Annotated in this window: 20 protein-coding genes and 1 tRNA gene; 14 read left to right on the top strand and 7 right to left on the bottom strand. The window is 74.7% G+C overall.

Annotation, left to right across the window (positions count from 1 at the left end; translation table 11 throughout):
• Positions 1-14: 14 nt before the first annotated feature.
• Together GWJ10_RS19060 and GWJ10_RS19055 are read right to left on the bottom strand one after the other, a co-directional pair.
• A complete protein-coding gene (locus GWJ10_RS19060) occupies positions 15-701 on the bottom strand; it encodes a DJ-1/PfpI family protein (protein WP_206158453.1) in 687 nt (228 codons plus the stop codon).
• Positions 698-5,368, bottom strand: coding sequence for a hypothetical protein (locus tag GWJ10_RS19055; RefSeq protein ID WP_163188907.1), 4,671 nt, complete (start codon positions 5,366-5,368; stop codon positions 698-700). Before GWJ10_RS19055 ends, GWJ10_RS19060 begins: the two co-directional genes overlap by 4 nt.
• A gap of 171 nt (positions 5,369-5,539) precedes the next feature.
• Between GWJ10_RS19055 and GWJ10_RS19050 the strand changes: the two genes are divergently transcribed.
• On the top strand, positions 5,540-6,064 hold the full coding sequence (locus GWJ10_RS19050; RefSeq protein WP_061267213.1) for an FBP domain-containing protein: 525 nt from the start codon (positions 5,540-5,542) through the stop codon (positions 6,062-6,064).
• Positions 6,064-6,630 (top strand): TetR/AcrR family transcriptional regulator, encoded by a 567-nt coding sequence (locus GWJ10_RS19045; RefSeq protein WP_206158452.1) that lies wholly within the window; start codon positions 6,064-6,066, stop codon positions 6,628-6,630. The genes GWJ10_RS19050 and GWJ10_RS19045 overlap by 1 nt, the downstream gene beginning before the upstream one ends.
• A gap of 77 nt (positions 6,631-6,707) precedes the next feature.
• On the opposite strand, the gene GWJ10_RS19040 is transcribed toward GWJ10_RS19045, so the two are convergent.
• Positions 6,708-7,841, bottom strand: a complete 1,134-nt coding sequence (locus GWJ10_RS19040) for a diacylglycerol kinase family protein (protein WP_061267211.1) — start codon at positions 7,839-7,841, stop codon at positions 6,708-6,710.
• A 73-nt stretch (positions 7,842-7,914) separates the two neighbouring features.
• Here GWJ10_RS19040 and serS point away from each other — a divergent pair, with 73 nt between their 5' ends.
• Together serS and GWJ10_RS19030 are read left to right on the top strand one after the other, a co-directional pair.
• A complete protein-coding gene (serS, locus tag GWJ10_RS19035) occupies positions 7,915-9,198 on the top strand; it encodes a serine--tRNA ligase (RefSeq protein ID WP_061267210.1) in 1,284 nt (427 codons plus the stop codon).
• Positions 9,195-10,025 carry an HAD family hydrolase gene (locus GWJ10_RS19030; protein ID WP_277394960.1) on the top strand — a complete coding sequence of 277 codons (831 nt, stop codon included), beginning with the start codon at positions 9,195-9,197 and terminating at the stop codon, positions 10,023-10,025. Before serS ends, GWJ10_RS19030 begins: the two co-directional genes overlap by 4 nt.
• A gap of 93 nt (positions 10,026-10,118) precedes the next feature.
• Here GWJ10_RS19030 and GWJ10_RS19025 read toward each other — a convergent pair whose 3' ends face one another.
• Together GWJ10_RS19025 and map are read right to left on the bottom strand one after the other, a co-directional pair.
• The gene (locus GWJ10_RS19025) at positions 10,119-11,135 is read right to left on the bottom strand and encodes a hypothetical protein (RefSeq protein WP_163188905.1); all 1,017 of its coding nucleotides are present in this window, start codon (positions 11,133-11,135) and stop codon (positions 10,119-10,121) included.
• A 213-nt stretch (positions 11,136-11,348) separates the two neighbouring features.
• Complete coding sequence (gene map / locus GWJ10_RS19020) at positions 11,349-12,140, bottom strand: type I methionyl aminopeptidase (RefSeq protein ID WP_021482979.1); 792 nt, start codon at positions 12,138-12,140, stop codon at positions 11,349-11,351.
• Positions 12,141-12,330: 190 nt separating this feature from the next.
• Between map and GWJ10_RS19015 the strand changes: the two genes are divergently transcribed.
• The 5 genes from GWJ10_RS19015 to GWJ10_RS18995 all read left to right on the top strand — a co-directional run bounded on the left by GWJ10_RS19015 (position 12,331) and on the right by GWJ10_RS18995 (position 18,158).
• Positions 12,331-13,341: a LacI family DNA-binding transcriptional regulator gene (locus tag GWJ10_RS19015; RefSeq protein WP_009862745.1), complete on the top strand. Its 1,011-nt coding sequence runs from the start codon at positions 12,331-12,333 to the stop codon at positions 13,339-13,341.
• Positions 13,342-13,612: 271 nt separating this feature from the next.
• Complete coding sequence (locus GWJ10_RS19010; RefSeq protein WP_061267207.1) at positions 13,613-15,019, top strand: ABC transporter substrate-binding protein; 1,407 nt, start codon at positions 13,613-13,615, stop codon at positions 15,017-15,019.
• A gap of 177 nt (positions 15,020-15,196) precedes the next feature.
• Positions 15,197-16,180, top strand: coding sequence for a sugar ABC transporter permease (locus tag GWJ10_RS19005; RefSeq protein ID WP_034652574.1), 984 nt, complete (start codon positions 15,197-15,199; stop codon positions 16,178-16,180).
• On the top strand, positions 16,177-17,127 hold the full coding sequence (locus tag GWJ10_RS19000) for a carbohydrate ABC transporter permease (RefSeq protein WP_021483010.1): 951 nt from the start codon (positions 16,177-16,179) through the stop codon (positions 17,125-17,127). The genes GWJ10_RS19005 and GWJ10_RS19000 overlap by 4 nt, the downstream gene beginning before the upstream one ends.
• A gap of 110 nt (positions 17,128-17,237) precedes the next feature.
• Positions 17,238-18,158 carry an EamA family transporter gene (locus tag GWJ10_RS18995; protein ID WP_076403726.1) on the top strand — a complete coding sequence of 307 codons (921 nt, stop codon included), beginning with the start codon at positions 17,238-17,240 and terminating at the stop codon, positions 18,156-18,158.
• Positions 18,159-18,171: 13 nt separating this feature from the next.
• Here the strand turns inward: GWJ10_RS18995 and GWJ10_RS18990 are convergent, their stop codons facing one another.
• Positions 18,172-18,804: a bacterial proteasome activator family protein gene (locus tag GWJ10_RS18990; RefSeq protein WP_163188904.1), complete on the bottom strand. Its 633-nt coding sequence runs from the start codon at positions 18,802-18,804 to the stop codon at positions 18,172-18,174.
• A gap of 54 nt (positions 18,805-18,858) precedes the next feature.
• On the bottom strand, positions 18,859-19,836 hold the full coding sequence (locus GWJ10_RS18985; protein ID WP_128957634.1) for an NAD(P)H-quinone oxidoreductase: 978 nt from the start codon (positions 19,834-19,836) through the stop codon (positions 18,859-18,861).
• A 230-nt stretch (positions 19,837-20,066) separates the two neighbouring features.
• Between GWJ10_RS18985 and GWJ10_RS18980 the strand changes: the two genes are divergently transcribed.
• From GWJ10_RS18980 to GWJ10_RS18960, 5 genes are all read left to right on the top strand, one after another.
• Entirely contained in the window at positions 20,067-24,020 is a 3,954-nt protein-coding gene (locus GWJ10_RS18980; RefSeq protein WP_163188903.1) for an ATP-binding protein, read from the top strand.
• Between the two features lie 36 nt (positions 24,021-24,056).
• Positions 24,057-24,506 carry a roadblock/LC7 domain-containing protein gene (locus tag GWJ10_RS18975; protein ID WP_021483502.1) on the top strand — a complete coding sequence of 150 codons (450 nt, stop codon included), beginning with the start codon at positions 24,057-24,059 and terminating at the stop codon, positions 24,504-24,506.
• Between the two features lie 10 nt (positions 24,507-24,516).
• Positions 24,517-24,927 (top strand): DUF742 domain-containing protein, encoded by a 411-nt coding sequence (locus GWJ10_RS18970; RefSeq protein WP_206158451.1) that lies wholly within the window; start codon positions 24,517-24,519, stop codon positions 24,925-24,927.
• Positions 24,928-25,474: 547 nt separating this feature from the next.
• Complete coding sequence (locus GWJ10_RS18965) at positions 25,475-26,017, top strand: ATP/GTP-binding protein (RefSeq protein ID WP_051877007.1); 543 nt, start codon at positions 25,475-25,477, stop codon at positions 26,015-26,017.
• A 99-nt stretch (positions 26,018-26,116) separates the two neighbouring features.
• Positions 26,117-26,204 (top strand) — tRNA-Ser (locus GWJ10_RS18960).
• Positions 26,205-26,208 lie beyond the last annotated feature (4 nt).

The following is a 26,208-nucleotide window of genomic DNA, read 5'->3' as shown; positions in this document are numbered from 1 at the left end:
GGCGCCGTCCTACGTCAGCGGCCGAGCCGCGCCGCGGCCCGCCGCACCACGTCCTCGCGCGTCGCGCGCGCCCACCCCCGCATCATCGCGACGCGCTCGGGGTCGGCGTCCGCGCCGTCGGGCGAGCCGGAGTCGAACGGCGGCGCGGGCTCGTACTCCATCATGAGCTGGATGCCGCGAGCGACCTCGGGGCCGCACAGCTCGGCCGCGACGGTCAGGGCGAAGTCGAGGCCGCTCGTCACACCCCCGCCCGTGATGACGTTGCCGTCCCGGACGACGCGGGCCTTCTCGGGCACCACGCCGAGGAGCTCCAGCATCGGGTGGGAGGCCCAGTGCGTCGTGGCGCGACGCCCCTCGAGCAGACCGGCCGCGGCGAGCACGAACGAACCGGTGCACACGCTCGTCACGTACCTCGCGCCGGCCGCCTGCCGACGCGCGAAGTCGAGCGCGACCTCGTCCTCCAGCAGGTCGAACGCTCCCTGCCCTCCGGGCACCATGAGCACGTCCGCCTGCGGGGCGTCGTCGAAGGTCACGGTCGGCAGCAGGGAGAGCCGCGAGTCGCTCTCCACGGGCTCGACGCGGTGCCAGGCGAGGTGGCTCACGGCGTCGGGCACACGCGCGAAGACCTCGAAGGGCGCGGTCAGGTCGAGCTGCGTCACGCGGGGGAACAGCACGGAGACGAAACAGGTGGTCCCGGTCACGGCGCCACGCTCCCGACGCCCGTCGTGGAGCCCGCCTCGGTGCGCTCGTCCGGGTCCTCGCCCTCGCCCTCGGCCGTGCCGTCGGCGTCGTCCGCCGCATGGAGCGCGGCGACGGTGAGCAGCGGCACCGCCGGGATGAGCGCGACGAGCGCGATCCGCACGCCGAAGTCGTTGACGAGGGAGCCCGCGACGGCCACGATCCACAGGGCGAGCAGGGTCGGGCGCACGAGCGGCCACGCGGCCTCCGTGCGTGCGAACCAGCGCGGCGTGAAGCGCCGGGGCCAGAAGAGCAGCAGCGCGGTCGCGACGAGCACGGCGATGGTCAGCCACACGGGCACCCCGCCCAGCACGGACCGCGCGGCGTAGCCCGCCTTGCGGAGCAGCGTCTCCCACGCCGACCCGTCGACCACCTGCTCGACGAACCGCCCGAGGTGCGAGCGCTCGTCGGCCGGGCGCAGCCAGTCGAGCACGCCGACGGCGGCGACGAGCGCGACGCCCGCCGTGGCGACGAGCAGGAAGCGGCGCCACGTGACGCGCGCGCCCGAGGCGGCGAGGCCCAGCACCGCGAACGCGGGCACGACGACGAGACCGCCGCCGAGGTCGGCGCCGAGCGTCGGCCACACGTCCACGACCATCGTCACGAGGCCGATGACCCCCACCGTCGCGGCGGCGACGTAGCGGTGGCCGCGCGCGACGAGCCACTGCGCGAGCGCCGCGGCGACGACGAGCGCCGCGACCGCGTACACGGAGAACGTCGGGTTCCCGAACCCGTAGAACCGGGCGCCGAACGTCGGTGCCGAGCCGAGCGGGCTCGCCCGGTTGAGCGGGGTGCCGACGAGCGCGTCGAGCGTGAGCACGGCGAACGTGATGCCAGCGACGATCCCGGGCCCGAGCCACACCGGCCGACGCGGGGCGAGCGCGCCCAGGCCGGCGACGGCCGCCGTCGCGAGGACCGTGGAGACGACGATCGCGAGGGTCTGGTTCCCGAACCGCCACCAGCCCGTGAGCGACACCAGGAAGGCGGCGGTGGGCACGGCGGCGACGACGAGCGCGGAACCCCGGGCCCAGTGCGCCGCCCGGGCCCAGCGGGCGCGCGCACGGTCGCCCGCCGCTCGCCTGGCGCGCGGCGCGAGCAGGAGGCAGAGCCCGGCGATCGCGAGCCCCGCGTAGAGCGGCACGTCGACGAACGCGGTGTAGACGGCGCGGCGCACGTGGTCGCGGGTCGTGAGGTCGGCGAGGGCGTCGGCGGTCGACGTCGCGTCGGCCGGGCGCGGCGAGCCCCAGGCCAGCGGCGTGTCCTGGATCCGCGCCGGGGTGGCGGCGCCCGCGGCGTCGAGCACCGTCGCGGGGACGTCGAGCACGCGCGCGACGCCGTCGGTCCGGGTGGCGGCGCTCGTCAGGTAGCGCGACTGGTCGGGGCCGTCGGACGACGGGCGCACGAGCGCCGTGCCGAGCGCCGGGCGCGTGCCGGGCGTCCCGGCGACGTCCACGACGAGCACGGTCGTGCCGCTCGGGGCCGCGTCGAGCACGGCGCCGACGGTCGCGTCGACCGCGGTGAGGCGGTCGGCGCGCAGGGTGCTGCGCAGCGTGGCGCGCTCGTCCGCCGGGAGGCCGGGGTCGACGACCGGCGGGGTCGCGTCGCCCGCGTCGACGACGGTCACGGGGCACGCGAACGCGTCGGAGCCGGGTGCGGTCGTGTCCGCGAGGTCGCGGTAGCGCGCGACCTGGCCCGCGGAGTCCGCGAGCGCGACCGCCGCACCGGGGCCCACCGCCGTCGCGCACACCGCGCCGTCGGCGCCGGCTGCGGCGAGCGCGTCGCCGAGGACGCCGAGGCGCGCCTGGTAGCCCGAGCCGCGCTGGAGCGCGACCAGGTCGTCCCACCCCTCGACCCGCGCACCGTCCGCGCCGTCGGGGGCGGGCTGTACCGTCGGGCACGCCCACGCGCCGTCGGGCGCGCGCTCGGTCGTGACCTCGGCGAGCTGCCCGGCGGAGAGCGCGAGCCAGCCGCCGACGGTGCAGCGGCTCGCCGCGCCCGTGGGCTGGGAGACGCCGCCGGCGCCCGCGCCGTCGGTGAGCAGGGCGTGGAGGTTCGGGGTGGCGGACGACGTGACGTCGCTCCACGTGACGCCCGTGGTCCCGACGACGACGACCGGCAGGTCCGTCGCGATCGCGTCGGAACGGGTCACCGACGCCTCGCCGCCAGCCGGGGCGGCGCTGGTCGCCGGTCGGAGCCCCGTCGAGGCGAGCACCGTGGCGGCGAGCAGGACGACGAGCAGGAGCCCGCCTCCCACCGTCGCGAGCATCGTCGGCATGCGCCGGATCCCCGGCTCGGGGACGGCTCCCGCGGTCTGCCGGGGCGCGGGGCGCGCGAGGAACCCCGGGACGATCATCGCGGTCGCGACCACCACGACCATGACGGCGATGATGACGCCCGAGTCGTTGAGGACGGAGCCGACACCCGCGACGACGACGAGCGCGACGACGAGCGGGCGCAGCACCGGCCAGGTCTCGTAGGCCCGCGCGACCTCCGGGAGGCGGAAGCGCTCGGGGCGCAGCACGGCGACGGCCACGAGGACCACGAGCACCGCGGCGACCGCGCCGAGCGGGTTCGCGAGGGTCGCCCACGCGCCGAGCGCCTTGCGGCCGATCACGTCGAGCGCGGCGCCGTCCACGACGGTCTGGACGAACCCGCCGAGGTGGGACCGCCCACCCGGCAGCAGCCAGTCGACGACCGCGACGACCACGACCACGAGCACCGTCGCGAGCGCGACGACGAGCGCGCGCAGCCACGTGATGCGGATGCGGCCCACGAGGAGCGCGAGGACGGCGAACGCGGGGACGAGGGCGAGGATGCCGCCGAAGTCGGCGCCGAAGGCTGGCCAGCCGTCGATGACGACCGTGACCACCCCGACGGCGACGACGGACCAGGCCGCGAGCCGACGCCGTCCGCGGGCGGTCGCGGCCGACGCGAGGCCGCCCGCGAGCACGAGGCCGGCGACGGCGTACACGGCGAAGGTCACGTTGTTGAAGCCGTAGAAGCGCGTGAAGCCCACGACGGCGGACGTCCCGAGCAGGGACGCCTGCTGGAGCGTCGTGCCGGTCGCGCCGTCGACGGTGAGCACGAGCCACGTCACCCCCGCGAGGGCCGACGGCAGCGCCCAGGGGCGCCGCGGGAGGAGACGTGAGACGACCCACGCGACGAGGGCGACGACGACCGCGCTCACCGCGAGCGCCAGCGTGAGCGCCGGGGCGGGCGCGCTCCACACCCACCAGCGGGACAGGCTCGCGAGCGACGCCGCGACGGGAGCCGCCGCGACCACCATGAGCACGGCGGAGAGCACGCGCAGGCCGCGCGGCCCCGGGCCGGGCTCGCGGCCGCGGCGGACGGCGGCGCGGCGCGCCCACAGTACGCCGCCGAGCGCGAGGACCAGGGTGGCGACGAGGAGGCCCACGAGCACGGGGTAGAGCGTAGGGATGGTGCTCGTGAGGACGTTGAGGTACTGCCGGTTCTCGACCGTCCGGGCCACGTCCATGCGACGGACCTCGCCCTGCTCCAGGGCGGCGCCCTCAAGGCCTTCGGTGCTGCCGCCCGCCGACTCCACGACGGTCGCCGTCAGGTCGGTGAGCTGGACGATGCCGTCCTTCTGCGTGCTCGGCGAGTGGAGCCACCGGCTCGTCGGCTGCCCCTTGCGCCAGTCGACGACGACCTGGAGCCCCGTCTCGCCGACCGGTCCGGCGGACACGCCGGCCACGACGACGCGCGTGCCCCGATCGACCTCGTCCATGATCCGGGCGAGGGCCTCGTCGAGCTCGTCGAGGCTCTCCCCGCGCCCGGTGGCCGAGTCGACGATCTCGCCCTGGTCGACGACCGTCACGTCGCACGCGTCGAGGCCGCCGGCGGGGAGGGCGGCGAGCGAGGGCGTGTACCGCTCGACGTGACCGACGGCGTCCGCGAGCATCACCGCGGCACCCGGCCCGACGGCGGTCGTGCAGACGCCCGTCCCGGCGATCCGGGCTGCGGCGGTCCCGGGGTCGTGCCGTGCCGCCTGCGCGGGCGTCTCCTCCGTGGCAGGCGCCGTGAGGACGGCCCAGCCGGGGACGTCCGCGGGGCGTGCGTCGGGCGTGGTCGTGCCGGTCGTCGCGACGGCGGGCACGGGCACGGGGAGGCAGCCGCTCGCCGGCTCCTCGGCGTCGGCGGGGAGCGGCTCCGCGGGCTGCTCCGCCGTCTGGGCCGAGACCATGCGCCCCGCCGACAGCGTGAGCCACGCGTCGGTCGTGCACACCGTGCGCCCGAGGTTGAGCGACGCGACGGACCCCGTCCGGATCATCGACCACAGCGTGGGCGTCGCGGTGGGGGAGACGTCGCTCCAGTACAGGCCGGCCACCGCGACCAGGACGACGGGCCGCGGGTCGTGCGTCGGCGCGGCGGCGAGCGGGCTCGCGGTCTCGGCGACGCCGGCCGCTGTGCCCGGGCCTCCCGACGCGACCGCCGGGGGCGCCCCGGTCGTCGCCGCCGCGGTGGTCGCCGTTGCCGGGCCCGCCGTCGCGAGGAGCGTCAGCAGCAGCGCGACGGCGGTGGCGAGCGCCGCCGTCCGCCGCCCGAGGCCCCGGTCCCGGCGGACGGGCTGGGTGCGGGCAGGGGGGAGCGCGGCGGCCGGGAACGTCACCGGACCAGCCTACGGGGGCGCGACGCGCCGCCCCCGACGGCCCCGGCCGCGTCCGCGCAGGTCCGCGCGCGACGCTCACGCGGCCTCCACGGGGGCTGCGCGCAATCTTCTGGACGGGCAGACTTGGGAACGTGTACAAATTGTATCCATGTACAAGTTGAAGGAGCGACGGTGCGTGCGCTGACCCGCGCCGAGGCGCGGTCCGCGATCGTCAACGTCGACCCGGCGGAGGGGAAGGTCCGCCTGCCCGGCCACTTCGACGCGCTGCGCTGGGAGGAGCTCGACTACCTCGGGTGGCGCGACCCGCGCGCGCCCTCCCGCGCGTTCCTCGTCGCGGACGTCGACGGGCGCGCGGTCGGGGCGCTCCTGCGCCAGAGCCCGAGCCACGCCGAGGCCGGGTCGCGCGCCGTGATGTGCGCCCTGTGCCGCTTCTCGCGGCGCTTCAACGAGGTCGCGCTGTTCGCGGCGCACCGGCCGTCGCGCGACCCGCGGAAGCGGCTCAGCAGCGTGGGCCTCCTGCTGTGCACCGACCTCGACTGCCATCGCAACGTCGGGACCGTCCGGTCCGGCGGTCCGCTCGACCCCCCTCCCGACGAGGTCGTGCGGACTCGTCGGGAGGGCCTGCGGGCGCGTACCGTCGCGTTCCTGCACACCCTGACCGACGGCGCCCCGACGGCGCGGACGAGGAGTCGTTGATGGCCTACCTGCCGCGCGCGGAGCGTCGGGACTCCATCGTCGCGGCAGCGGCGGCCGTCGTGCGCCGCGACGGGCTCGGCGCCGTCACCGCGCGCGTCGTCGCCGACGAGCTCGGCGGGTCGCCGGGGCAGATCCACCACCACTTCGCGTCGACGGACGAGCTCGTCGCCGAGGCGTGGCGGCGGTACGCCGACGTCGAGATCGGCGCCTTCGAGGAGGCGGCCCGCGGCCGCTCCGCCCGTGCCGCGCTCGAGCTCTTCTTCGAGGACCTGCTCGGGCCCGGCGGTGACGGCCAGGCGCTCGCCCGGTGGGCGGAGGCCGGGGCCCACGCGCAGCTGCGGCCCGCCGTCGCGCGGGCGTACGTGGAGATGCTCGGGCTCCTGACCGACGTCCTGGCGGACGTCCTCGGCGACCGCGGCGACGCGCGACGTCGGGAGGCGGCGGGACGCCTGCTCATGGTCGGCGTCGGTCTCGCGGGCCTCACTCGCGTCGGTGGGGAGCGGGTCGTCCCGCCGGCGGCGGTCATGCGGTCGGCGATCGACGCGGAGACGGCCCGCGCGGACTGACCGCGTGGACCGACCGCGTGGACCGACCGCGCGGCGCCGACCGCGGGCCGGCCGTGTCCGTGGCCCGCCGCCGCGCGTCAGGCCGTGCGGACCACCAGCGCACCCGGGTCGACGCGCGTCTCGATCTCGACGGCGAGGCCCAGCACGTCGCCGTCGACCTGCGCCTGCTCGCCCTCCTCGACGCGCACCCGGACCCGCCGGGCGCGCGCGTGGTCGATGCGCCCGATCTTGGCGGGCAGGTCGTTCCGCACGCCGAGGCCCTGCATGACGACCTCGCCGAAGAGCTGCGCCCACCCCACGACGCCGCCGCGCGTGTCGACCGCGGCGACGTCGAGCACGCCGTCGTCGATCACGGCGTCGGGCAGGAGCGTGATGCCGCCGGGGAGCCGCCCGCAGTTGCCGATCATGAGGGAGCGCAGCCGCGCGTCGACGGGCGGCGAGTCGTCGAGCTGGATGCGGGCCCGCATGCGCCGGCCGTGCAGGTGGCGGATCCCGGCGACGAAGTACGCGACCCACCCGACCTTGGCCTTGAGCTCGTCGTCGGCGTCGGCGACCATCGCGGCGTCGAACCCGAGGCCCGCGATGACGAGGAAGATGTGCTCCTTGCCGGGCTCCCGGACGGGGTCGAGGGTCGTGCCCTCCACGTCCCCGGGACCCGCGGGGTCCGCGTACCGCAGGACCGTGACCCAGCCGACGTCGATCGGGCGGTCCGACCCCGCGATCACGACGGCGAGCGCCGCGCGGGCGTCGCCCACGGGCAGGTCGAGGTTGCGCGCGAGGAGGTTGCCGGTGCCGACGGGCACGAGGCCCATCGTGCGGCCGCTGCCGACCATGCCCTCCGCGACCGCCCGCACGGTGCCGTCCCCGCCCACGGCGACGACGACGTCCGCCCCCTGGGCGAGCGCGGCGCGGGTCTGCCCGACGCCCGGGTCGGCGACCGTCGTCTCGAACCACAGCGGGTCCGGGAGCGCGGCGTCGGCGAAGGCGCGGCGCACCACGGCCTCCAGCCCGACGACGTCGGGCTTCGACGGGTTGGCGACGAACGCGACGAGCTCGCGCGGGTCGTCGTCGAGGGGCGTCTCCTCGACGGGGAGGTCCGCGCCGTGCGCGCGCCGCAGGCGCGACTGCTGGGCGCGCAGCCCCAGCGCGACGACGAGGGCCACGACGGCGACGGCGAGCGCCGCGATCGCGACCCAGAGGGTCCAGGCCATGGCGACACCGTAGCGGGGTCGTGGCTGTGGAGGACCACGACCGCTGCGCCGCCGGGTTCGTTAGGCTGCTGGCGTGATCGACCTCCGCCTCCTGCGCGACAACCCCGACATCGTCCGTGCCAGCCAGGTCACCCGTGGTGACGACCCCGCGCTGGTGGACGCCGCCCTCGACGCCGACGCGCGCCACCGCGCCGCGCTGAGCGAGTTCGAGAGCCTGCGCGCCGAGCAGAAGTCCCTCGGCAAGCAGGTCGCGCAGGCGCAGGGGGAGGAGAAGCAGGAGCTGCTCGCGCGCACCAAGCAGCTCGCCGCCGACGTCAAGGCGCGCCAGGCCGACGCGGACGCCGCGGCGGAGGAGCTGCGCGGGCTGCTGTTCCGCATCTCCAACGTCGTCGAGGGGGCGCCTCCCGGGGGCGAGGACGACTACGTCGTGCTGCGCGAGGAGGGCACGATCCGCGACTTCGCGGCCGAGGGGTTCACGCCGCGCGACCACCTGGAGCTGGGCGAGGGCCTGCGCGCGATCGACACCGAGCGCGGTGCGAAGGTCTCGGGCGCCCGGTTCTACTACCTCACGGGCGTGGGTGCGCGCCTCGAGCTCGCGCTGCTCAACGCGGCGATGGACACGGCGGTCGCGGCGGGCTTCACGCCCGTCATCACGCCGACCCTCGTGCGGCCCGAGGTCATGCAGGGCACCGGGTTCCTCGGCGCGCACGCGGACGAGATCTACCGCCTGGAGAAGGACGACCTCTACCTCGTCGGCACGAGCGAGGTCGCGCTCGCGGGCTACCACGCCAACGAGATCGTCGACCTGTCGGGCGGCCCGCTCCGGTACGCCGGGTGGAGCGCGTGCTACCGCCGCGAGGCCGGCTCGCACGGCAAGGACGTGCGCGGCATCATCCGCGTGCACCAGTTCCACAAGGTCGAGATGTTCTCCTACTGCGACCCGGCCGACGCCGCCGCGGAGCACCAGCGCCTGCTCGGCTGGGAGGAGCAGATGCTGCGCCTCGTCGACCTGCCGTACCGCGTCATCGACACCGCGGCGGGCGACCTCGGGTCGAGCGCCGCGCGCAAGTTCGACTGCGAGGCGTGGCTGCCCACCCAGCAGCGCTACCTGGAGCTCACGTCGACGTCGAACTGCACGACGTTCCAGGCGCGCCGCCTCAACGTGCGCGAGCGGGTCGAGACGGACGGCAAGACGGAGACGCGGACCGTCGCCACGCTGAACGGCACCCTCGGCACGACGCGCTGGATCGTCGCGATCCTCGAGAACCACCAGCAGCCCGACGGGTCGGTCCGCGTGCCCGAGGGGCTGCGGCCGTACCTCGGCGGCCTCGAGGTCCTCGAGCCGGTGGTGGCGTGACGGACCCCCGGGAGGCCACCGGTGCGGCCGAGCCGCTGCTCGTCGCGCTCGACATCGACGGCACGCTCATGTCCTACGACCAGGAGCTGTCGGACGACGTGCGCGACGCCGTCGCGGACCTGCGCGCCGCGGGGCACCACGTGGTGCTCGCGTCGGGACGGTCGCTCATCGCGATGACGCCCGTCGCGGAGATCCTCGGGATCGACCGCGGCTGGGTCGTCGCGTCCAACGGCGCCGTGACCGCGCGGCTGGACCCCGACGAGCCCGACGGGTACGTCCTCGAGGACGTCGTGACGTTCGACCCGGGCCCGGCCCTGCGGCTCCTGCGCGAGCACCTGCCCGACGCGCGGTACGCCGTCGAGGACGTCGGCGTCGGGTTCCGCATGAACGAGCTCTTCCCCGACGGCGAGCTCGACGGCGTGCACCGCGTGGTCGAGTTCGACGAGCTGTGGTCCGGCGAGGTGACGCGCGTCGTCGTGCGGGCGCCGGGGTCGACGAGCGAGCAGTTCCACGAGCTCGTGGAGCGGCTCGGCCTCGACGACGTCACGTACGCCGTGGGCTGGACGGCGTGGATGGACCTCGCGCCCCTCGGCGTCACGAAGGCGACCGGCCTGGAGCTCGTGCGCCGCACCCTGCACGTCCAGCCGCACCGGACCGTCGCGGTCGGCGACGGCCGCAACGACGTCGAGATGCTCCGCTGGGCGTCGCGCGGCGTCGCGATGGGCCACGCGGACGACGTCGTGCAGGCGGCGGCCGACGAGGTGACCGGCACCATCGAGGACGACGGCGCGGCCCGCGTCCTGCAGAGCCTCCTACCCGCGCGGTAGAGTTGCGGTACCCCGAGGTAGAGACGCGGTCATCTCCGGGCTCCCACCGGGGGCAGGACGGCGGGCCGGTCCGCACCCGACCGGGCGTACGCCTCAGGGCCGTGTGAAGGTGACCTTTCCCGCCGCGTCGCGCGAGACGGTCCCGGTGTACGAGGCGCGCACCTCGGCGGGCAGGTCGCCGTCGTCCCAGAGCAGGACGGTGTACTCCGCCGTGGCCTCGTACGCCCCCTCGACGTACCGGATCTCTGGCCCGGGTTCGGCGAACCACTCCGTGCGGGAGGTCTCGCGTGCGTTCTCGACGAGCTCCGACGGGCACGACGGACCGGTGAGACCCTCGTCCTCGCAGGCGGCCCGCAGACCCTCGATCGCCTCCTCCACCCCCGGCTCGACGTCGGGCCGCAAGGTCGGGGTGAACGCGAAGCCCTCGGCCACGACCCCGTCCTCCCGGACGACGTCGGGCACGTAGGCCGTGAACGACGAGCCCCGGCGCAACCCTTCGAGGAGACCGGTCGGGTCGATGTACTCGACGGCATAGGCACCGGGGAGCAACGTGACGGGGGTGAGCTCTGCCGCCGGGTACTCGACCTGGCCGTTGACCGTCAGCGTGCCGGACACCGGCTGACCCGCACCGATCGTGTCGGCGGTGCCCAGGTCGCTGATCGTCGTGCGGTCGCCGTCGCGGGTCGTCCGGACCTCCAGGCTCACGGGGCCGTCGACGCCGTCGAGGGTGAACTCGACCGTCACGCTCGCGCCGGCCGACGAGCCGGAGGACTCCACCACGCGCGCGTCGGTGGGCCGAGCCACGGAAGCACGGTAGAAGTCGTCGTCGACGAGATCCTCGTCGAGGTCGATCGTGGTGAGCGCCGCCGCGTCGCTCGCCCTCCCGGCCTCCAGGCTCGCGAAGAAGTCCTCGACCACCGCGACGCTCTCGGTCGTGTCGGTGTCGACCGCGCCCGGTGCGCACCCGGCGAGCACGACGGCGACGGCGAGACCGCCGGTGAGGCGGGCAGCGGCTCGCCGCCGCCGAGCGTCGATGGGGCAGTCGGCCACCCTGGTTCGCGCGTCCCCGGAGCCTCGGTCGAGGTCGCGTCCGTGAGCGTCGTGCGTCATCCCTGCATCCTCTTCGATCGACGACGAGATCGTGGCGCCACGCGTCACGCGCGTCCCGGACGGTGCGGCCGAGGGGGCGGGTAGCGACGTCTGACGGTGCTCGGACGTCGCTCGGCGCCCGCTGCGACGACAGCCGCCGGCCCGGGTACCGCGGCTCTACCTCGGCGGACCGGGGCTCTACCTCGCGGTACCGGGGCTCTACCTCGGGGACGGTCAGTCGCGGGGCTCGCGCGCGGTGAGCACGACGGGGCCGTCCTCGGTGATCGCGACGGTGTGCTCGCTGTGCGCGCCGCGCGACCCGTCGGCGGAGCGGAGGGTCCAGCCGTCGGGGTCGGTGTAGATCTCGTCGGTGGTCTCGAGGAACCAGGGCTCGATCGCGATGACGAGGCCCGGCTTGAGCGGGAACCCGCGCTTGCGGCGGCCGTCGTTCGGGATGTGGGGCTCGCCGTGCATGGTGCGGCCGACGCCGTGCCCGCCGAAGTCGGTGTTCACCGAGTAGCCCGCGGCGTGCGCGACGTCCGCGATGGCGGCGGAGATGTCCCCGACCTTCTTGCCCGGCTGCGCGGCGGCGATGCCCGCCTCGAGCGCGCGCTCCGTCGTCTGGATGAGCCGGGCGTCCGCCTCGCCGAGCGCGCCCGCGCGCGGCGTGCCGACGACGAACGACAGCGCCGAGTCCGCGACCCACCCGTCGACCGAGGCGGCGAAGTCGATGCTCAGCAGGTCGCCGTCGCGCAGCGCGTAGTCGTGGGGGAGGCCGTGCAGCACGGCGTCGTTCACGGACGTGCAGATCACCTTGCCGAACGGGCTCGCGCCGAACGACGGGTGGTAGTCGATGTAGCAGGACTCGGCCCCGCGGTCGCGGATCATCCGGTGCGCGACCTCGTCGAGCTCGAGCAGGTTCGTCCCGACCTTCGTGGCGGCGCGCACCGTGGTGAGGACGTCGGCGACGAACCGTCCGGCGGGCCGCATCTGCTCGATCTCCCGCGGGGTCCTCAGCTCGATCATCGTGGTCCTTCCGGTTCGCAGGTGGTGGTGCCCGACGACGGCACGGCGGGCTCGTACGTACTGAGCGGTGCCGAGGGGCGGGCTCGACCACGATATCGGTCCCGGCGAGGGCAAGCGCTTGCATCGATCTGCTCACGATGCGGCACGGCGCCTCGCCAGGGTCCGTCCCGGCGTGGCAGCATCACCCGTCGTGGCAGGTATCGACGACGTCGCCCAGGCCGCCGGGGTGTCCACGGCGACCGTCTCGCGCGCCCTGCGCGGCCTGCCGAACGTCTCGGAGGCGACGCGCCTGCGGGTGCTCGCGGAGGCGGCGCGGCTCGGGTACGTGCCCACGCCGTCGGCGTCGTCCCTGGCCACGGGGCGGACCCGGACGATCGGCGTGCTGACCCCGTGGGTGAACCGGTGGTTCTTCGCCAACGTCATCGAGGGCGCCGAGCGCGCCCTGCGCGACCTCGGCTACGACGTGCTGCTCTACACGTTCGACGTCCGGCGCACGTCGTCGCGCCGCCGGGTCGACCCGAGCGTGCTGCGCCACCGCGTGGACGGGACGCTCGTCGTCGGGCTGCCGCTGGACGACGACGAGGTGCGCTCGCTCGTCGGGCTGGCGCGCCCGCTGGCGTTCGTGGGGTCCGGGCCGGCCGAGCAGGTGACGGTCCGGCTCGACGACGTCGCGACCGGGCGCGCGGCGACGCGCCACCTGCTCGACCTCGGGCACCGGGTGATCGGGCACGTGACCGGGGTGCCGGACCTCGTGTCGTCGTGGTCCCCGCCCGTGGAGCGCGCGCGGGGGTACGTGCGCGCGCTCGAGGAGGCGGGCGTCGTCGTGCAGCCGGACCTGGAGGTGAACGGCGACTTCGACGTCGCGGGCGGCCGCGAGTCGACCGCGGAGCTGCTGCGCCGCCGCCCGGACGTGACCGCGGTGTTCGCGGCGTCGGACGAGATGGCGATGGGCGCGATCCTCGCGGCGCGCGACCTCGGCCGGCGCGTGCCGGAGGACCTGTCCGTCGTGGGCGTGGACGGCCACGACCTCGGCGAGCTCGTCGGCCTGACCACGATCGCGCAGGACGCCTACCAGCAGGGCTTCGACGCGGCGCTCCTGCTGCTCGACATGATCAACGGTGCCCCGGTGCCCGAGAGCCTGACGTACCCGACGGAGCTCGTCCGGCGCGGTTCGACGGCGCCGCTCCCCCCGGGCGCGTAGGGCCGGCCGCGACCCCTGCCCACACCGGGACGCCCTGCGGGCGCACGGTGTGGGAGCGCGGCCAGCCTTCCGGGCCCCGAGAGAGCGCGCACCCGCCGCGCGTGACGGAATCGTTACGCAAACTCACCTCCGCTGTGCTTGCACCCCGGGGATGCAACCGCTTGCATGGTGGGAGGGCGAGAGCGCACCCGCGCTCGCGACGTCGCGATGCGCCCGGTCCTCACCGGACCGGGGTGACGGCGTCCGGACCCACGACGAGGTGGAGGCTGAGATGACCAGGACCACGAGGACCAGCGCGGCGCGTCGCCGCACGCTGGCGGTCGCCGCCGGCGGCGCGAGCCTCGCGCTCGTGCTCGGGGCGTGCAGCAGCGGGGGCGGCGGCGGGGGCGACGACGAGTCGCCCAGCGCCGAGGTGGACTGCGCCGACTTCGAGCAGTACGGCGACCTGTCCGGCAAGACCGTCACGGTCTACTCGACGATCGTCGACACCGAGGCCGAGCAGCAGCAGGCGTCGTACGAGCCGTTCGAGGAGTGCACCGGCGCGACGATCGAGTACGAGGGCTCCAAGGAGTTCGAGGCCCAGCTCCCCGTCCGCATCCAGTCGGGCAGCGCGCCCGACATCGCGTACCTGCCGCAGCCCGGCCTCCTGCGCCGCATCGTCGCGGACTTCCCCGACGCGATCCAGCCGGTCGGCGACCAGGCCGCGGCCAACGTCGACCAGTACTACACGGAGTCCTGGAAGGAGTACGGCACCGTCGACGGCACGCTGTACGCGACGCCGCTCGGCGCGAACGTGAAGTCGTTCGTCTGGTACTCGCCGTCCATGTTCGAGGAGGCGGGCTACGAGGTCCCGACGACGTGGGACGAGCTCATGGAGCTCTCCGACCAGATCGTCGCCGACAACCCGGAGGGCGACGTCAAGCCCTGGTGCGCCGGCATCGCGTCCGGCGAGGCGACCGGCTGGCCGGCCACCGACTGGATGGAGGACGTCGTCCTGCGCACGGCGGGCCCCGAGGTCTACGACCAGTGGGTCAACCACGAGATCCCGTTCAACGACCCGCAGATCGCCACGGCCCTCGCCACGGTCGGCGACGTGCTGAAGAACGAGGACTACGTCAACGGCGGCCTGGGCGACGTGAGCAGCATCGCGACGACCGAGTTCACCGAGGGCGGGTACCCGATCATCGACGGCCTGTGCTACATGCACCGCCAGGCCACGTTCTACCAGGCGAACTGGACGACCCTCGACCCCGACCTCGAGGTCGCCGAGGACGGCGACGTGTGGGCGTTCTACCTGCCGGGCGAGTCGGCCGACGACAAGCCGCTGCTCGGTGGCGGCGAGTTCGTCGCGGCGTTCAACGACCGTCCCGAGGTCCAGGCCTTCCACGCGTACCTGTCGAGCCCCGAGTGGTCCAACGCCAAGGCGAGCGTGACCCCGCAGGGTTGGATCAGCGCCAACAACGGCCTCGACCCCGAGCTGCTGCAGTCGCCGATGGACCAGCAGGCGTACGAGCTGCTCACGGACGAGAGCTACACGTTCCGCTTCGACGGCTCGGACATGATGCCCGCCGCCGTCGGCGCCGGCTCGTTCTGGTCCGAGATGACCGAGTGGATCGCGAGCGACAAGTCCGACCAGGCCGTGCTCGACGCCATCGAGGCGTCCTGGCCGACGTCCTGACCCGCGAGCGGCCCGGGGGCTGACGGCGCGGCGCGAGCCACGTCGTCGGGCCCCGGGCCCGCGCGTCGACCCGGGGGCGGGTCGCCCTGGCAGGACCCGGGCGGCCCGCCCTCGCCGACCGTCCCTCGTCGTCCACCTCGTCCTCCCGGCCGCCGCCGGCCACCTCAGGAGCCTCACATGGACTGGTTGCTCGAACCCTCCGGGACGGGGGGCAAGCTCGCGGTGATGGTCGTCGCGATCCTGCTCTTCGTCGTCGTCATGGGTCTGATCCTCTTCCTCGTCGACCGGCCGAAGCGCGTGCCCGGCTGGGTCGTCGCGATCGCGTTCGCCGGGCCCGCGGTCGTCATGCTCGCGTTCGGCCTGCTGTACCCAGGGCTGCGCACCATCCGCGACTCGTTCTACAACCGCACGGGCTCCGCGTTCGTCGGGCTCGACAACTACGTCACCGCGTTCACGCGGGACGAGTTCCAGATCGTCCTGCGCAACACGGCGATCTGGGTCATCGTCGTCCCGCTCGTCTCGACGTTCCTCGGGCTGGTGTACGCGGTCGTCGTCGACCGGTCCCGCTTCGAGAAGCTCGCGAAGACCCTGATCTTCCTGCCCATGGCGATCTCCATGGTCGGCGCGGGCATCATCTGGAAGTTCATGTACGAGTACAAGCCGGCCAGCCAGCCGCAGATCGGCCTGTTCAACCAGGTCCTCGTGTGGCTCGGGCTGGAGCCGCAGCAGTTCCTGCTCAGCGCGCCGGCGAACACGTTCTTCCTCATCCTCGTGATGATCTGGATCCAGGCCGGGTTCGCCATGACGATCCTCGCCGCCGCGATCCGCGCCATCCCGGACGACATCGTCGAGGCGGCCCGGCTCGACGGCGTCGGCGGCATGCGGATGTTCCGCTACATCACCGTGCCGAGCATCCGCCCGGCCCTCGTGGTCGTCCTCACGACGATCGCCATCGGCACGCTCAAGGTCTTCGACATCGTCCGCACGATGACGGGCGGCCGGTTCGAGACGTCGGTCGTGGCGAACGAGTTCTACACGCAGGCGCTGCGCCAGGGCGAGCAGGGCCTGGGCGCCGCGCTCGCCGTCATCCTCTTCGTGCTCGTCATCCCGATCATCGTGTACAACGTGCGGCAGCTGAAGCAGGCGGAGGAGATCCGATGAGCACCCCACTGTCCGCCTCCGTGCCCGACGCCCCGCTCGTCGACGAGACCGTCGAGGAGGGCAGCGGCAAGGGCGTCGTCGCCGGCCTGGACGCGCGCGCCGACAAGGTGCGCCGCAAGGTCTCGTCGCGGCCGGCGTCGATCATCGCGATCGTGCTCGCCGTCCTGTGGACGATCCCGACGTTCGGGCTCCTCGTCACGTCGTTCCGGCCGCCGCGCGAGATCCGCCGGTCGGGGTGGTGGGAGGCGTTCGCGAACCCCGAGTTCACGGTCGACAACTACACGGACGCGCTGTTCGGCGGCTCGACGAGCTTCGCGACCTACTTCGTCAACTCCCTCGTCATCACGCTGCCCGCGGTGATCATCCCGATCACGCTCGCGTCGCTCGCCGCGTACGCGTTCGCGTGGGTGAACTTCAAGGGCCGCAACCTGCTGTTCGTCGCGGTCTTCGCGCTCCAGATCGTGCCCATCCAGGTCACGCTCGTCCCGCTGCTCACGCAGTACGTGGACTGGGGGATCGACGGCTCGTTCTGGCCCGTGTGGCTGTCGCACTCGATCTTCGCGCTGCCGCTCGCGATCTTCCTGCTGCACAACTTCATGAAGGACATCCCGCGCGAGCTCGTCGAGGCCGCCCGCGTCGACGGCGCGGGGCACGTGAAGATCTTCTTCCAGGTCCTCATGCCGCTCCTCGTCCCCGCCATCGCGGCGTTCGGCATCTTCCAGTTCCTCTGGGTGTGGAACGACCTGCTCGTCGCGCTGACGTTCGCGTCCGGCCAGGACACCGCACCGATCACGGTGCGGCTCGCCGAGCTGTCCGGCTCGCGCGGCGCGAGCTGGCACCTGCTCCCGGCGGGCGCGTTCATCTCCATGGTCGTGCCCGTGGTCGTGTTCCTCGCGCTCCAGCGGTACTTCGTGCGCGGCCTGCTCGCCGGCTCGGTCAAGGGCTGACGCCGGCCGCGGCGAGATGGTGGCGGCGGCCCGTCCCGCACGGCGGGCGGGCCGCCGTCGCACGACCGGCGTGCGACGTCTCCGGGCGGGCGCGGTCGTAGAGTCGGTCGGTGCCCACCCGAACCGCCGCCCTCGACCGCGTCCCGGCACCGGCCCTGTTCGTCGTCTCGGGCCTCACGCAGTACCTGGGCGCGGCGATCGCCGTCGGGCTGTTCGCCGTCGCCGGGGCGGTCGAGGTGGGCTGGCTGCGCATCGCGGCCTCCGCGCTGCTCCTGCTGGCCTGGCGCCGCCCGTGGCGGCGGCGCTGGACGCGGCACGACCTCGCGTGGGCCGCGGTCTTCGGGGTCGCGCTCGCGGCGATGAACCTCGCGTTCTACGTCGCGATCGACCACCTCCCGCTCGGCACCGCCGTCGCGATCGAGTTCCTCGGCCCGGTCGCGGTCGCGGCGGTCACGGGCAGCGGCTGGCGCGAGCGCGGCGCCATCGCGGTCGCGGCGGCCGGGGTCGTGCTGCTCGCCGGCGTGACGGTCGGGTCCGACCTCCCGCACGACGACGCCGTGCTCGGCCTCGCGGCGATCGCCGTCGCCGCCGCGTGCTGGGCCGCGTACATCGTGCTCGGCCGCCGGGTCGCCGTCGGGGGCTCGGGCGTCACGTCGCTCGCGGTCGGGATGGCCGTGGGCGCGCTCGCGTTCGCGCCGTTCCTCGCGCCGGACGCCGTCCCGGTGCTCGGCGACTGGCGGCACGCCCTGGCCGTCGCGGGGATCGCGCTGTTCTCGTCCGTCGTGCCCTACGCGCTCGAGCAGGTGATCCTGCGCCGCGTCAGCGCGGCGACGTTCTCGGTGCTCCTCGCGCTGCTCCCGGCGACGGCGGCCGTCGTGGGCGCCGTCGTGCTCCGGCAGGTCCCGAGCCCCCTGGAGCTGGTCGGCCTCGTGCTCGTCTCCGGGGCGATCGCCATGACCGCCGCGCGCCCGGGCGCGAGCGGGCGCGGGGAGCCGGACGGCGTGCTGCCGACCGACCCCCCGCCCGCCTGAGCGGACCGGGGCCTCAGAGGTACTGGCCGGGCGAGGGGCGTCCGTCGTGCTCGTCCGGGCGCGGCTGCTGCCCCGGCATCCCGCCGGGCACACCGTGGCCCATGGGCGGCAGCGAGCCGGGCGGCAGAGCCCGGCGCATCTGCGAGAGCTGCGCCTGCGCGGCCATCTGCTGCGCGACGAGCGCCGTCTGGATGCCGTGGAACAGCCCCTCGAGCCAGCCCACGAGCTGCGCCTGCGCGACCCGGAGCTCCGCGTCCGTCGGGACGCTGTCGTCCGAGAACGGCAGCGTGATGCGGTGCAGCTCGTCGACGAGGTCTGGCGAGAGGCCCTCCTCGAGCTCCGTGAGGGACCGCTCGTGGATCTCCGCGAGCCGCGAGCGCGCCGCCTCGTCGAGCGGGGCGTCGCGCACCTCGTCGAGGAGCTTCTTGATCATGCCGCCGATGCGCATGACCTTGGCCGGCTCCTCGATGACGGTCGCCGGGTTGCGGTCGGGGTCGGTCGAGTCGTCGCTCTCGACGACGCTCACCCCCGTGCCGTCAGGCATGACCACGGTGGAACGGCCGGGCTCGTCGTCGCCCTGCGCGGTCGCCGCAGGGTCGGGAGCGGTGGGCTCGTCGGGACGGGGGTCGCGCGGTTCGTCAGCCATGGGTCCAGTCTTGCGCGTGCCACCCCCGCGCGCACCGACGGGCGCGACCCGCCGTCACGGGACGAGCAGCACCTTGCCGAACACCTCGCCCGAGTCGAGCAGCTCGTGCGCGCGCGCCGCCTCGTCGAGCGGCAGGCGCGCGTGCACGACCGGCCGCACCCGGCCGTCCTCCACCAGCGGCCAGACGTGCGTCAGCACCTCGTGCACGATGCGCGCCTTCTCCTGCGGCGGGCGGGCCCGCAGCGTCGTGCCGGCCACCGTGGCACGCCGGGCGAGGAGGAGGCCGAGGTCGAGCTCCGCGCGTCGTCCCTTCTGCATGCCGATGACGACGAGGCGACCGCCCGTGGCGAGGACCTCGAGGTTGCGCGGCAGGTAGGCGGCCCCGACGACGTCCAGCACCACGTCCGCGCCGTGGCCGCCCGACGCGTCCCGCACCGCGGCGACGAAGTCCTCCTCGCGGTGGTCGACGGCGAGGCTCGCCCCGAGCGCCAGGCACCGGTCGGCGCGGCCGCGACCGCCCGCGGTCACCGCGACGTGCGCCCCCAGCGCCGCGCCCAGCTGGACGCCCACCGTCCCGACGCCGCCCGAGCCGCCGTGCACGAGCAGCCACTCGCCGGGCGCCAGGCGGCCCACGTCGACCACGTTGCTCCAGACCGTGCACACCGCCTCGGGGAGGGCGGCCGCGTCCACGAGGTCGACCCCCTCGGGGACGGGGAGCACCTGCGTCGCGCGCACCCGCACCTGCTCCGCGTAGCCGCCGCCGTCGAGCAGCGCGACCACCCGGTCGCCGACCGACCAGCCCGACACAGCGTCCCCGACGCGGGCCACCGTGCCCGAGACCTCGAGGCCCGGCCAGTCGGGTGCGCCGGGCGGGGGAGGGTAGGATCCAGCGCGTTGTAGCAGGTCAGCACGGTTCACGCCAGCGGAAGCGACGTCGACCACGAGCTCGTCCGGCCCAGGGGTCTGGTCAGGGAGCGTGGAAACCGTTAGTTTCTCAGGGCCACCGGGGCCCGATATCGTGACGCCTCGCATCTCGCCGAGACTACGCGGACGGCCCCGGAGGCGCCGGATCACCGACGGGGGCACCGCGTGACGAGGGCGATTGTTCGTGCTCCTCGCGGATTAGGTGTCCGGGGGAAGTGCACCGATAGTTAGTACGCACGACCGGGGAGCGAGCCCGGGAGGCGCCGCTGCCACGCGCGTCGACCATGCCGCCGAACGGGTGGACCAGGTGATGGAGGCAGGTTCGTATGCTCCGCAGGTTGAGCGTCCGCGGGAAGATCCTTGCGGCACTCGCGGTGCCCGTCCTCGTCCTCTTCGCCGCCGCGGCGATCATCTCGGCCCAGGCCATCGGGACCGCGCGCGACGCGAGCCAGACGAGCGCGCTCGTCGCGGCGCTCGCGGCGCAGGACGCGGCCGGGACGGAGATCGCGGCCGAGCGCACGTACTCGTTCCTCGACGCCAACAGCACGCGCGACACGGCCGAGGAGGCCGAGGCGCAGATGATGGCGCAGCGCGAGAAGACCGACCGCGCGCTCGACGCGCGCGACCGCGCGTACGAGCGGCTCAACACCTCCGCACTCGACCCCCGCGTGCGCAAGGCCGTGGCCGACACGATCGGTGACCGGTCTGAGCTCGTGGGTGTCCGCCAGGCGATCGACCGGTCCGGTCTCGGCCAGCTGCAGCGCAACTCGATGTACAGCGACCTCATCGACGCGGCGCTGGACGTGCCGCGCACGCTCGCGGACACCACTCCCGACCGCAGCCTCGCGCAGTACCTCGACACCTACGTGCTCCTCGACGAGCTGCTCGCCCAGCAGGCGCTCGAGCAGCCGCTGGCTGGAGCGGTGCTGCAGGCCGCGCAGGCGGGCCAGCAGAACACCGTCACCAACCAGCAGGCCGCCGTCCTCGTCACCACCGGAGACACGCTCGCCGCCCGCGCGCGCGCCGCGGTCCGCCAGCTGCCCGGGGAGTTCCGCCTCGAGACGCCGACGGCGACCTACAACCAGATCCGGCAGAACCTCATCGGGTCGCGCCCGGCAGCCACCCCGCCCAGCCAGGCGGCGCAGTGGCCGACGCTCTCGCAGGAGGACCGCGACCAGACCGCCCCCGTGCGCGACGCGGTGCGCACCGAGACCGCGGAGAAGGCCTCGGACCTCGCGGGGGCCGCCACGACGCGCGCCGTGATCACCATCCTCGTGACGCTCGCCGCGGTCGTCGCCTCGATCCTCGTGGCCGGCTTCATCGCGCGTGCGATCGTCAACCCGCTGCGGCGCCTCACCGACGCCGCCGAGGACGTCCGTGACCAGCTCCCCAAGCTCGTCGAGCAGGTCGCCGTGCCTGGCCAGGGTCCGGGCATCGACCTCGCGCCGATCACCGTCGAGTCCAGCGACGAGGTCGGCCAGCTCGCCACCGCGTTCAACGACGTGAACCAGACGACGATCAAGGTCGCCCGCGAGCAGGCCGCGCTGCGTGGCTCGATCGCCGAGATGTTCGTCAACGTGGCCCGCCGCGACCAGGTGCTCCTCAACCGCCAGCTCGCGTTCCTCGACGACCTCGAGCGCTCCGAGGAGGACGCGGGCACGCTGTCCAACCTCTTCCGCCTCGACCACCTCGCGACCCGGATGCGCCGCAACGCAGAGTCGCTGCTCGTGCTCGCCGGCATCGACTCGGGCCGTCGGGTGCGCCAGCCGATGCCGGCCTCCGACGTGATCCGTACCGCGTCCTCCGAGATCGAGCTGTACGACCGCGTGCGCCTCAACCTCGTCGTCGACCCGCTCATGCTGGGGCACAACGCGCTCAACGCGGCGCACCTGCTCGCCGAGCTCCTCGAGAACGCCACGATGTTCTCCGAGCCGCACACGCCCGTCGAGGTCACCACCGGCCGCGACGCGGACTTCGTGCACATCACCGTCCGGGACCACGGTCTGGGCATGACGGCCGAGGAGATCGCGGAGGCGAACCGGAAGGTCGCGACGCACGCGGCCTCGGACGTCGTCGGCGCCCAGCGCCTGGGCCTGTTCGTGGTCGGCCGTCTCTCGGAGCGGCTCGGAGCCAAGGTCCGCTTCAGCGCCGGGGGCGACGAGCAGGGCACCGAGGTCGTCGTGTCCTTCCCGGCCGTCCTCTTCGTGCCCGACTCGAACGTCCCGCTCCCGCAGCCGACGGACCCGTTGGAGACGAGCACCCAGGCCGCCGCGCAGCAGCTCACGAGCACGGGCGTGATGCCGGCCCTCCCCGCCGAGCCCGCCGCTCCCGCACCCGTCCCGACGGCGTCCGTCGCGGCCGTGGAGCCCGAGGCGCCCGCCGCCGTGCCGGTCGACCTCGACGCGCTCACCGACGGCACCACGCAGACGGGCATGCCGCGCCGTCGCTCCCGCACGGTCGACCCGGCGGCGGCCGCGCCCAGCGCGTCGTTCGCGTCGGGCCCGCAGACGGGCGCCATCGTGCTCCCGCCGCTCGCGACCCCGGCCCTGCCGGACGAGCTGCCCGCCGCGGACGAGGCCTGGACCCCGCCCGCGGAGGTGGCTCCCGCCGCGTCCGCGCTCCCGAGCCGGTCGCGTGCCGCCGCGACCCCGGTCGAGCCCGTCTCGGCCGAGATCCCGGTGCTCGACGTCAGCACCCGCAGCGCGCTCTTCTCGAGCTTCCGTCCCGTGGGCGAGCGGCCGGTCACCGAGAACCCGGTCGAGCTGCCGGTCGCGCCGGACGTCACGGCGACCGACATCCCGCTGGTGAGCGACGTGCCGACGGCCGAGGCCGCCGTCCACCACGAGGTCGTCTGGACCCCGCCGGAGGTCGCGGAGCAGCCAGCCGCCCCGAACGCCGTCACGGGCGCGGGGCAGGCCTGGGCACCCGAGCAGGGCTGGGCCCCGGAGCAGCCCGCCGAGCAGACGTGGACCCCGGAGCAGCCCGCCGAGCAGACGTGGACCCCGGAGCAGCCCGCCGAGCAGACGTGGACCCCGGAGCAGCCCGCCGAGCAGGCCTGGGAGCCCGAGCCTGCGCAGGAGACCGCGTCCGCGGGCTGGGCGCCGTCGTCGTTCGCCGAGGAGCCGCTCGACGCGACCCGCGTCGTCCCGCCCGTGGCGGCGCAGCCGGAGCAGCCCGCGGCCGAGCGCGCGCCGCTCGCCGACCGGAGCCGGGCCGCGGCCGACGCGACCGAGGTCCGGCCCGTGGCGCCCTCCGCCCCGGAGCAGACGGACGTCCCGGTCGTGGCCGAGGGACGTGCCGCGGACGGCGCCGAGGAGATCCCCGCCGAGCTCTCGTTCGAGGCGCTTCCCCGCTTCGAGGAGCTCATGGCCGACCTCCCGACGCGCCGGTCGCTGCGCGAGAGCCAGGCGCGCAAGCGCGGTCTCTTCGGGCGTCGTCCGCGGACGACGGCCACGCCGCAGGCCTCGCGACCCGCCGGCCCCTCGGCCGAGGCGCTCGCCTCGCGCCCGGCCGGGTCGACGCCGGCACCGGCGGCGGCCGCACCCGCGGCGTCGAACCCGGTGGCACCTGCGCCCGCGGCGCCCGCCCCGGTCCAGGCGGCCCCGGCCGCGCGGCAGGAGCCGGGCGCGCCGGCGCGCACGTCCGCGTTCGCGCCGCGCGCCGACCTCCCTGCTGCGCCCACGCCGTCCTTCGCCCCCGAGGCGCCGGCGGCCCCGGTGCAGGAGACGCGGAGCCTCCCCCCGGTCCAGGACGACCCGTACCCCGCGGCCCGGCCGTCCGTGCCCGAGCCGGCGGCCTCCGCCGCCGCGTGGGACGCCGCTCCCGCCAGGGACGCGGCGTCGGGCTACGGTCCGCCGAGCCCGCTCGCCCGGCGCCCGGTCGCGGAGTCCCTCGAGCCGCTGGACGCGGGCTACGTCTCCGACTCGGTCGAGGCGCGGTCGGACTGGATGGCGTCGGCGGTGCTGTACGAGGAGATGTCCACCCTGCTGCAGGGCAGCACCGATTTCCAGGAAGCGACCTTGGCGGACCCGAACGACGGCATCTACCAGCCGCTCAAGGTCGACGCCGCGGCGTCGGGCCTCGCGCGACGCTCGCGCGGCGAGGAGCGCGACGGGTACGTCGACCGCTTCACGGCGCGGATCGACCGCGACCCGGAGCAGCTGCGGGCGCGCCTGTCGGCGTTCCAGTCGGCGACCGCCCGCGGGCGCGTCGAGGGACAGGACGAGACGAGTTCGACGTGGAACCCCGAGGCCATGGATTATGTCCCTGATTCAGCGCCGCAGGCGCGGTGACGACATGCCGTCTGCGGCAACTGACGAGGAGGAACAGTGAACGCGCTCAGCACCGAGGCCACGAACTTCGGGTGGTTGCTCGACAACTTCGTGCGGACCGTACCGGGCAGCCGGCACACGCTCGTGGTGTCGGCGGACGGCCTGCTCATGGCGATGTCCGACCAGCTCGACCGGACGAGCGGTGACCAGCTCGCCGCGATCGTCTCGGGCATGTCGAGCCTGACCCGCGGTGCGGCCCGCCAGCTCAACGGCGGGAACGTCCGGCAGGCCATCATCGAGATGGACAACGGGTTCCTGTTCCTCATGAACGTGTCGAACGGCTCCGTCTTGGGCGTGGTGGCCGAGGCGAACTGCGACATCGGCCTCATCGGCTACGAGATGGCGCTCCTCGTCTCGCGCACGGAGGCGACCCTGACGCCGCAGCTCATCTCGGAGATGCGGGGTAGCCTTCCGGTCGACGGTGCGACCCGAACCCCGGTGGGATGAGGACTGATCGATGACGAACGTACCTTTCGGCAGCATGGGAGCCCACGACGGGTACGAGGCGGCGACCGTCCGCCCGTACGCGGTGACGGGTGGTCGCGTGCGGTCCGCCACGTCCGACCTCCCGCTCGAGGCGCTCGTCGAGGTCATGCCGGGTGCCGTGAACAGCTTCGGGCTCCCGCCCGAGAAGCGCTCGATCCTCCAGCACGCCGCGCACACGTACGTCTCGATCGCCGAGCTCTCCGCGCTCCTGCGCCTGCCGCTCGGCGTGACGAAGGTGCTCGTCGCGGACCTGCAGGAGGACAACTACATCACCGTCCACACGTCGACCCCGCTCAACGTCCACACGGGTCACGGCAGCAACCGCTCGGGTCTGTCCCTGAGCGTCTTGGAGAGTGTTCTCAATGGCATTTCCACCCTCTGACGGCTCGGGGAGCGGGCCGCAGGCAGGGCAGCCGTCCGGGGCGAGCGGGGGTGCGCCCGGCGGTCAGCCGGCGCTGCGCCAGACGGCGTGGGCTCCGGTGAGCGCACCCGTCGGCGTGCCGACCCAGGCGGCTCCGGCGACGCCCGGCCAGCCCGCGGCACCGCAGCAGCCGGCCGCCGCCCAGCCCGTCGCTCCGGCGGCACCGCAGCCGGCGGCACCGCAGCCCGCCGCGCCGGTGGCCACGCAGCCCGCGACGGCTCCGGCCGCACCGCAGCCGGTCGCTCCGGCTGCCGCGCAGCCGTCCCCGGCCGCCGCGCAGCCTGCGTCGGCTCCCGTCGCGCAGGCCGCGGCCCAGCCGCGCACCGCGCCGCAGCCCCTGGCCGCCGCGCAGCCCGTGGCTCCCGCCCAGCAGGCGCCCGCTCAGCCGGTCGCCCCGGTGCAGCAGGCGGCCCCCGCGCGCCCGGTCGCGGCAGCGCCCGCGGCTCCGCCCGCTGCGGCGGCGCAGCCCGGTGGTGCCGCAGCGGCGTCCCGGACCGCGCCGACGGTCGTGAAGATCGTCGTCGCGGGCGGCTTCGCCGTCGGCAAGACGACGTTCATCGGCTCGATCTCGGACGTGGAGCCGCTCAACACCGAGGCCGCGATGACGGAGCACTCGGTAGGCGTCGACGACGCGGGCGGCGTGTCCGACCGCAAGACGACGACGACCGTCGCGATGGACTTCGGCCGCGTCTCGCTGCCGGGCAACCTGTGGCTCTACCTGTTCGGCACGCCGGGCCAGGACCGCTTCCTCTTCATGTGGGACGACCTGGTCCGCGGCGCGATCGGCGCCGTCGTGCTCGTCGACACCGACCGCCTGGAGCAGTGCTTCCCGGCGATCGACTACTTCGAGTCGCGCAACATCCCGTTCGTCGTGGGCGTCAACTGCTTCGATGGCGTCGCCAAGCACAAGCTCGAGGACGTCCGCGAGGCGCTGCAGATCCCGCCGCACGTGCCGATGCTCTACACGGACGCGCGCTCGCGCGCGGCGACGAAGCAGACGCTCATCGCGCTCGTCCAGCTCGCGATGCGCCAGCTCCGCGGCGCGGCCTGACCGCTCCCGCACCCCGCGCCACGCACGACGGCGGGCCGCCCTCCACGGGTCGGCCCGCCGTCGTCGTGCAGGGGCGGGGCGTGCCACAATGGCTCGCCGGGAGGGCTGACAGAGCGGCCTAATGTGACGGTCTTGAAAACCGTTGTGCGGCAACGCACCGGGGGTTCGAATCCCTCGCCCTCCGCCAGTCG

This window comes from Cellulosimicrobium sp. SL-1 (genome assembly GCF_011033075.1).
GTDB classification, from domain to species: domain Bacteria; phylum Actinomycetota; class Actinomycetes; order Actinomycetales; family Cellulomonadaceae; genus Cellulosimicrobium; species Cellulosimicrobium funkei.
This window is presented reverse-complemented; position numbering and strand designations above follow the sequence as displayed.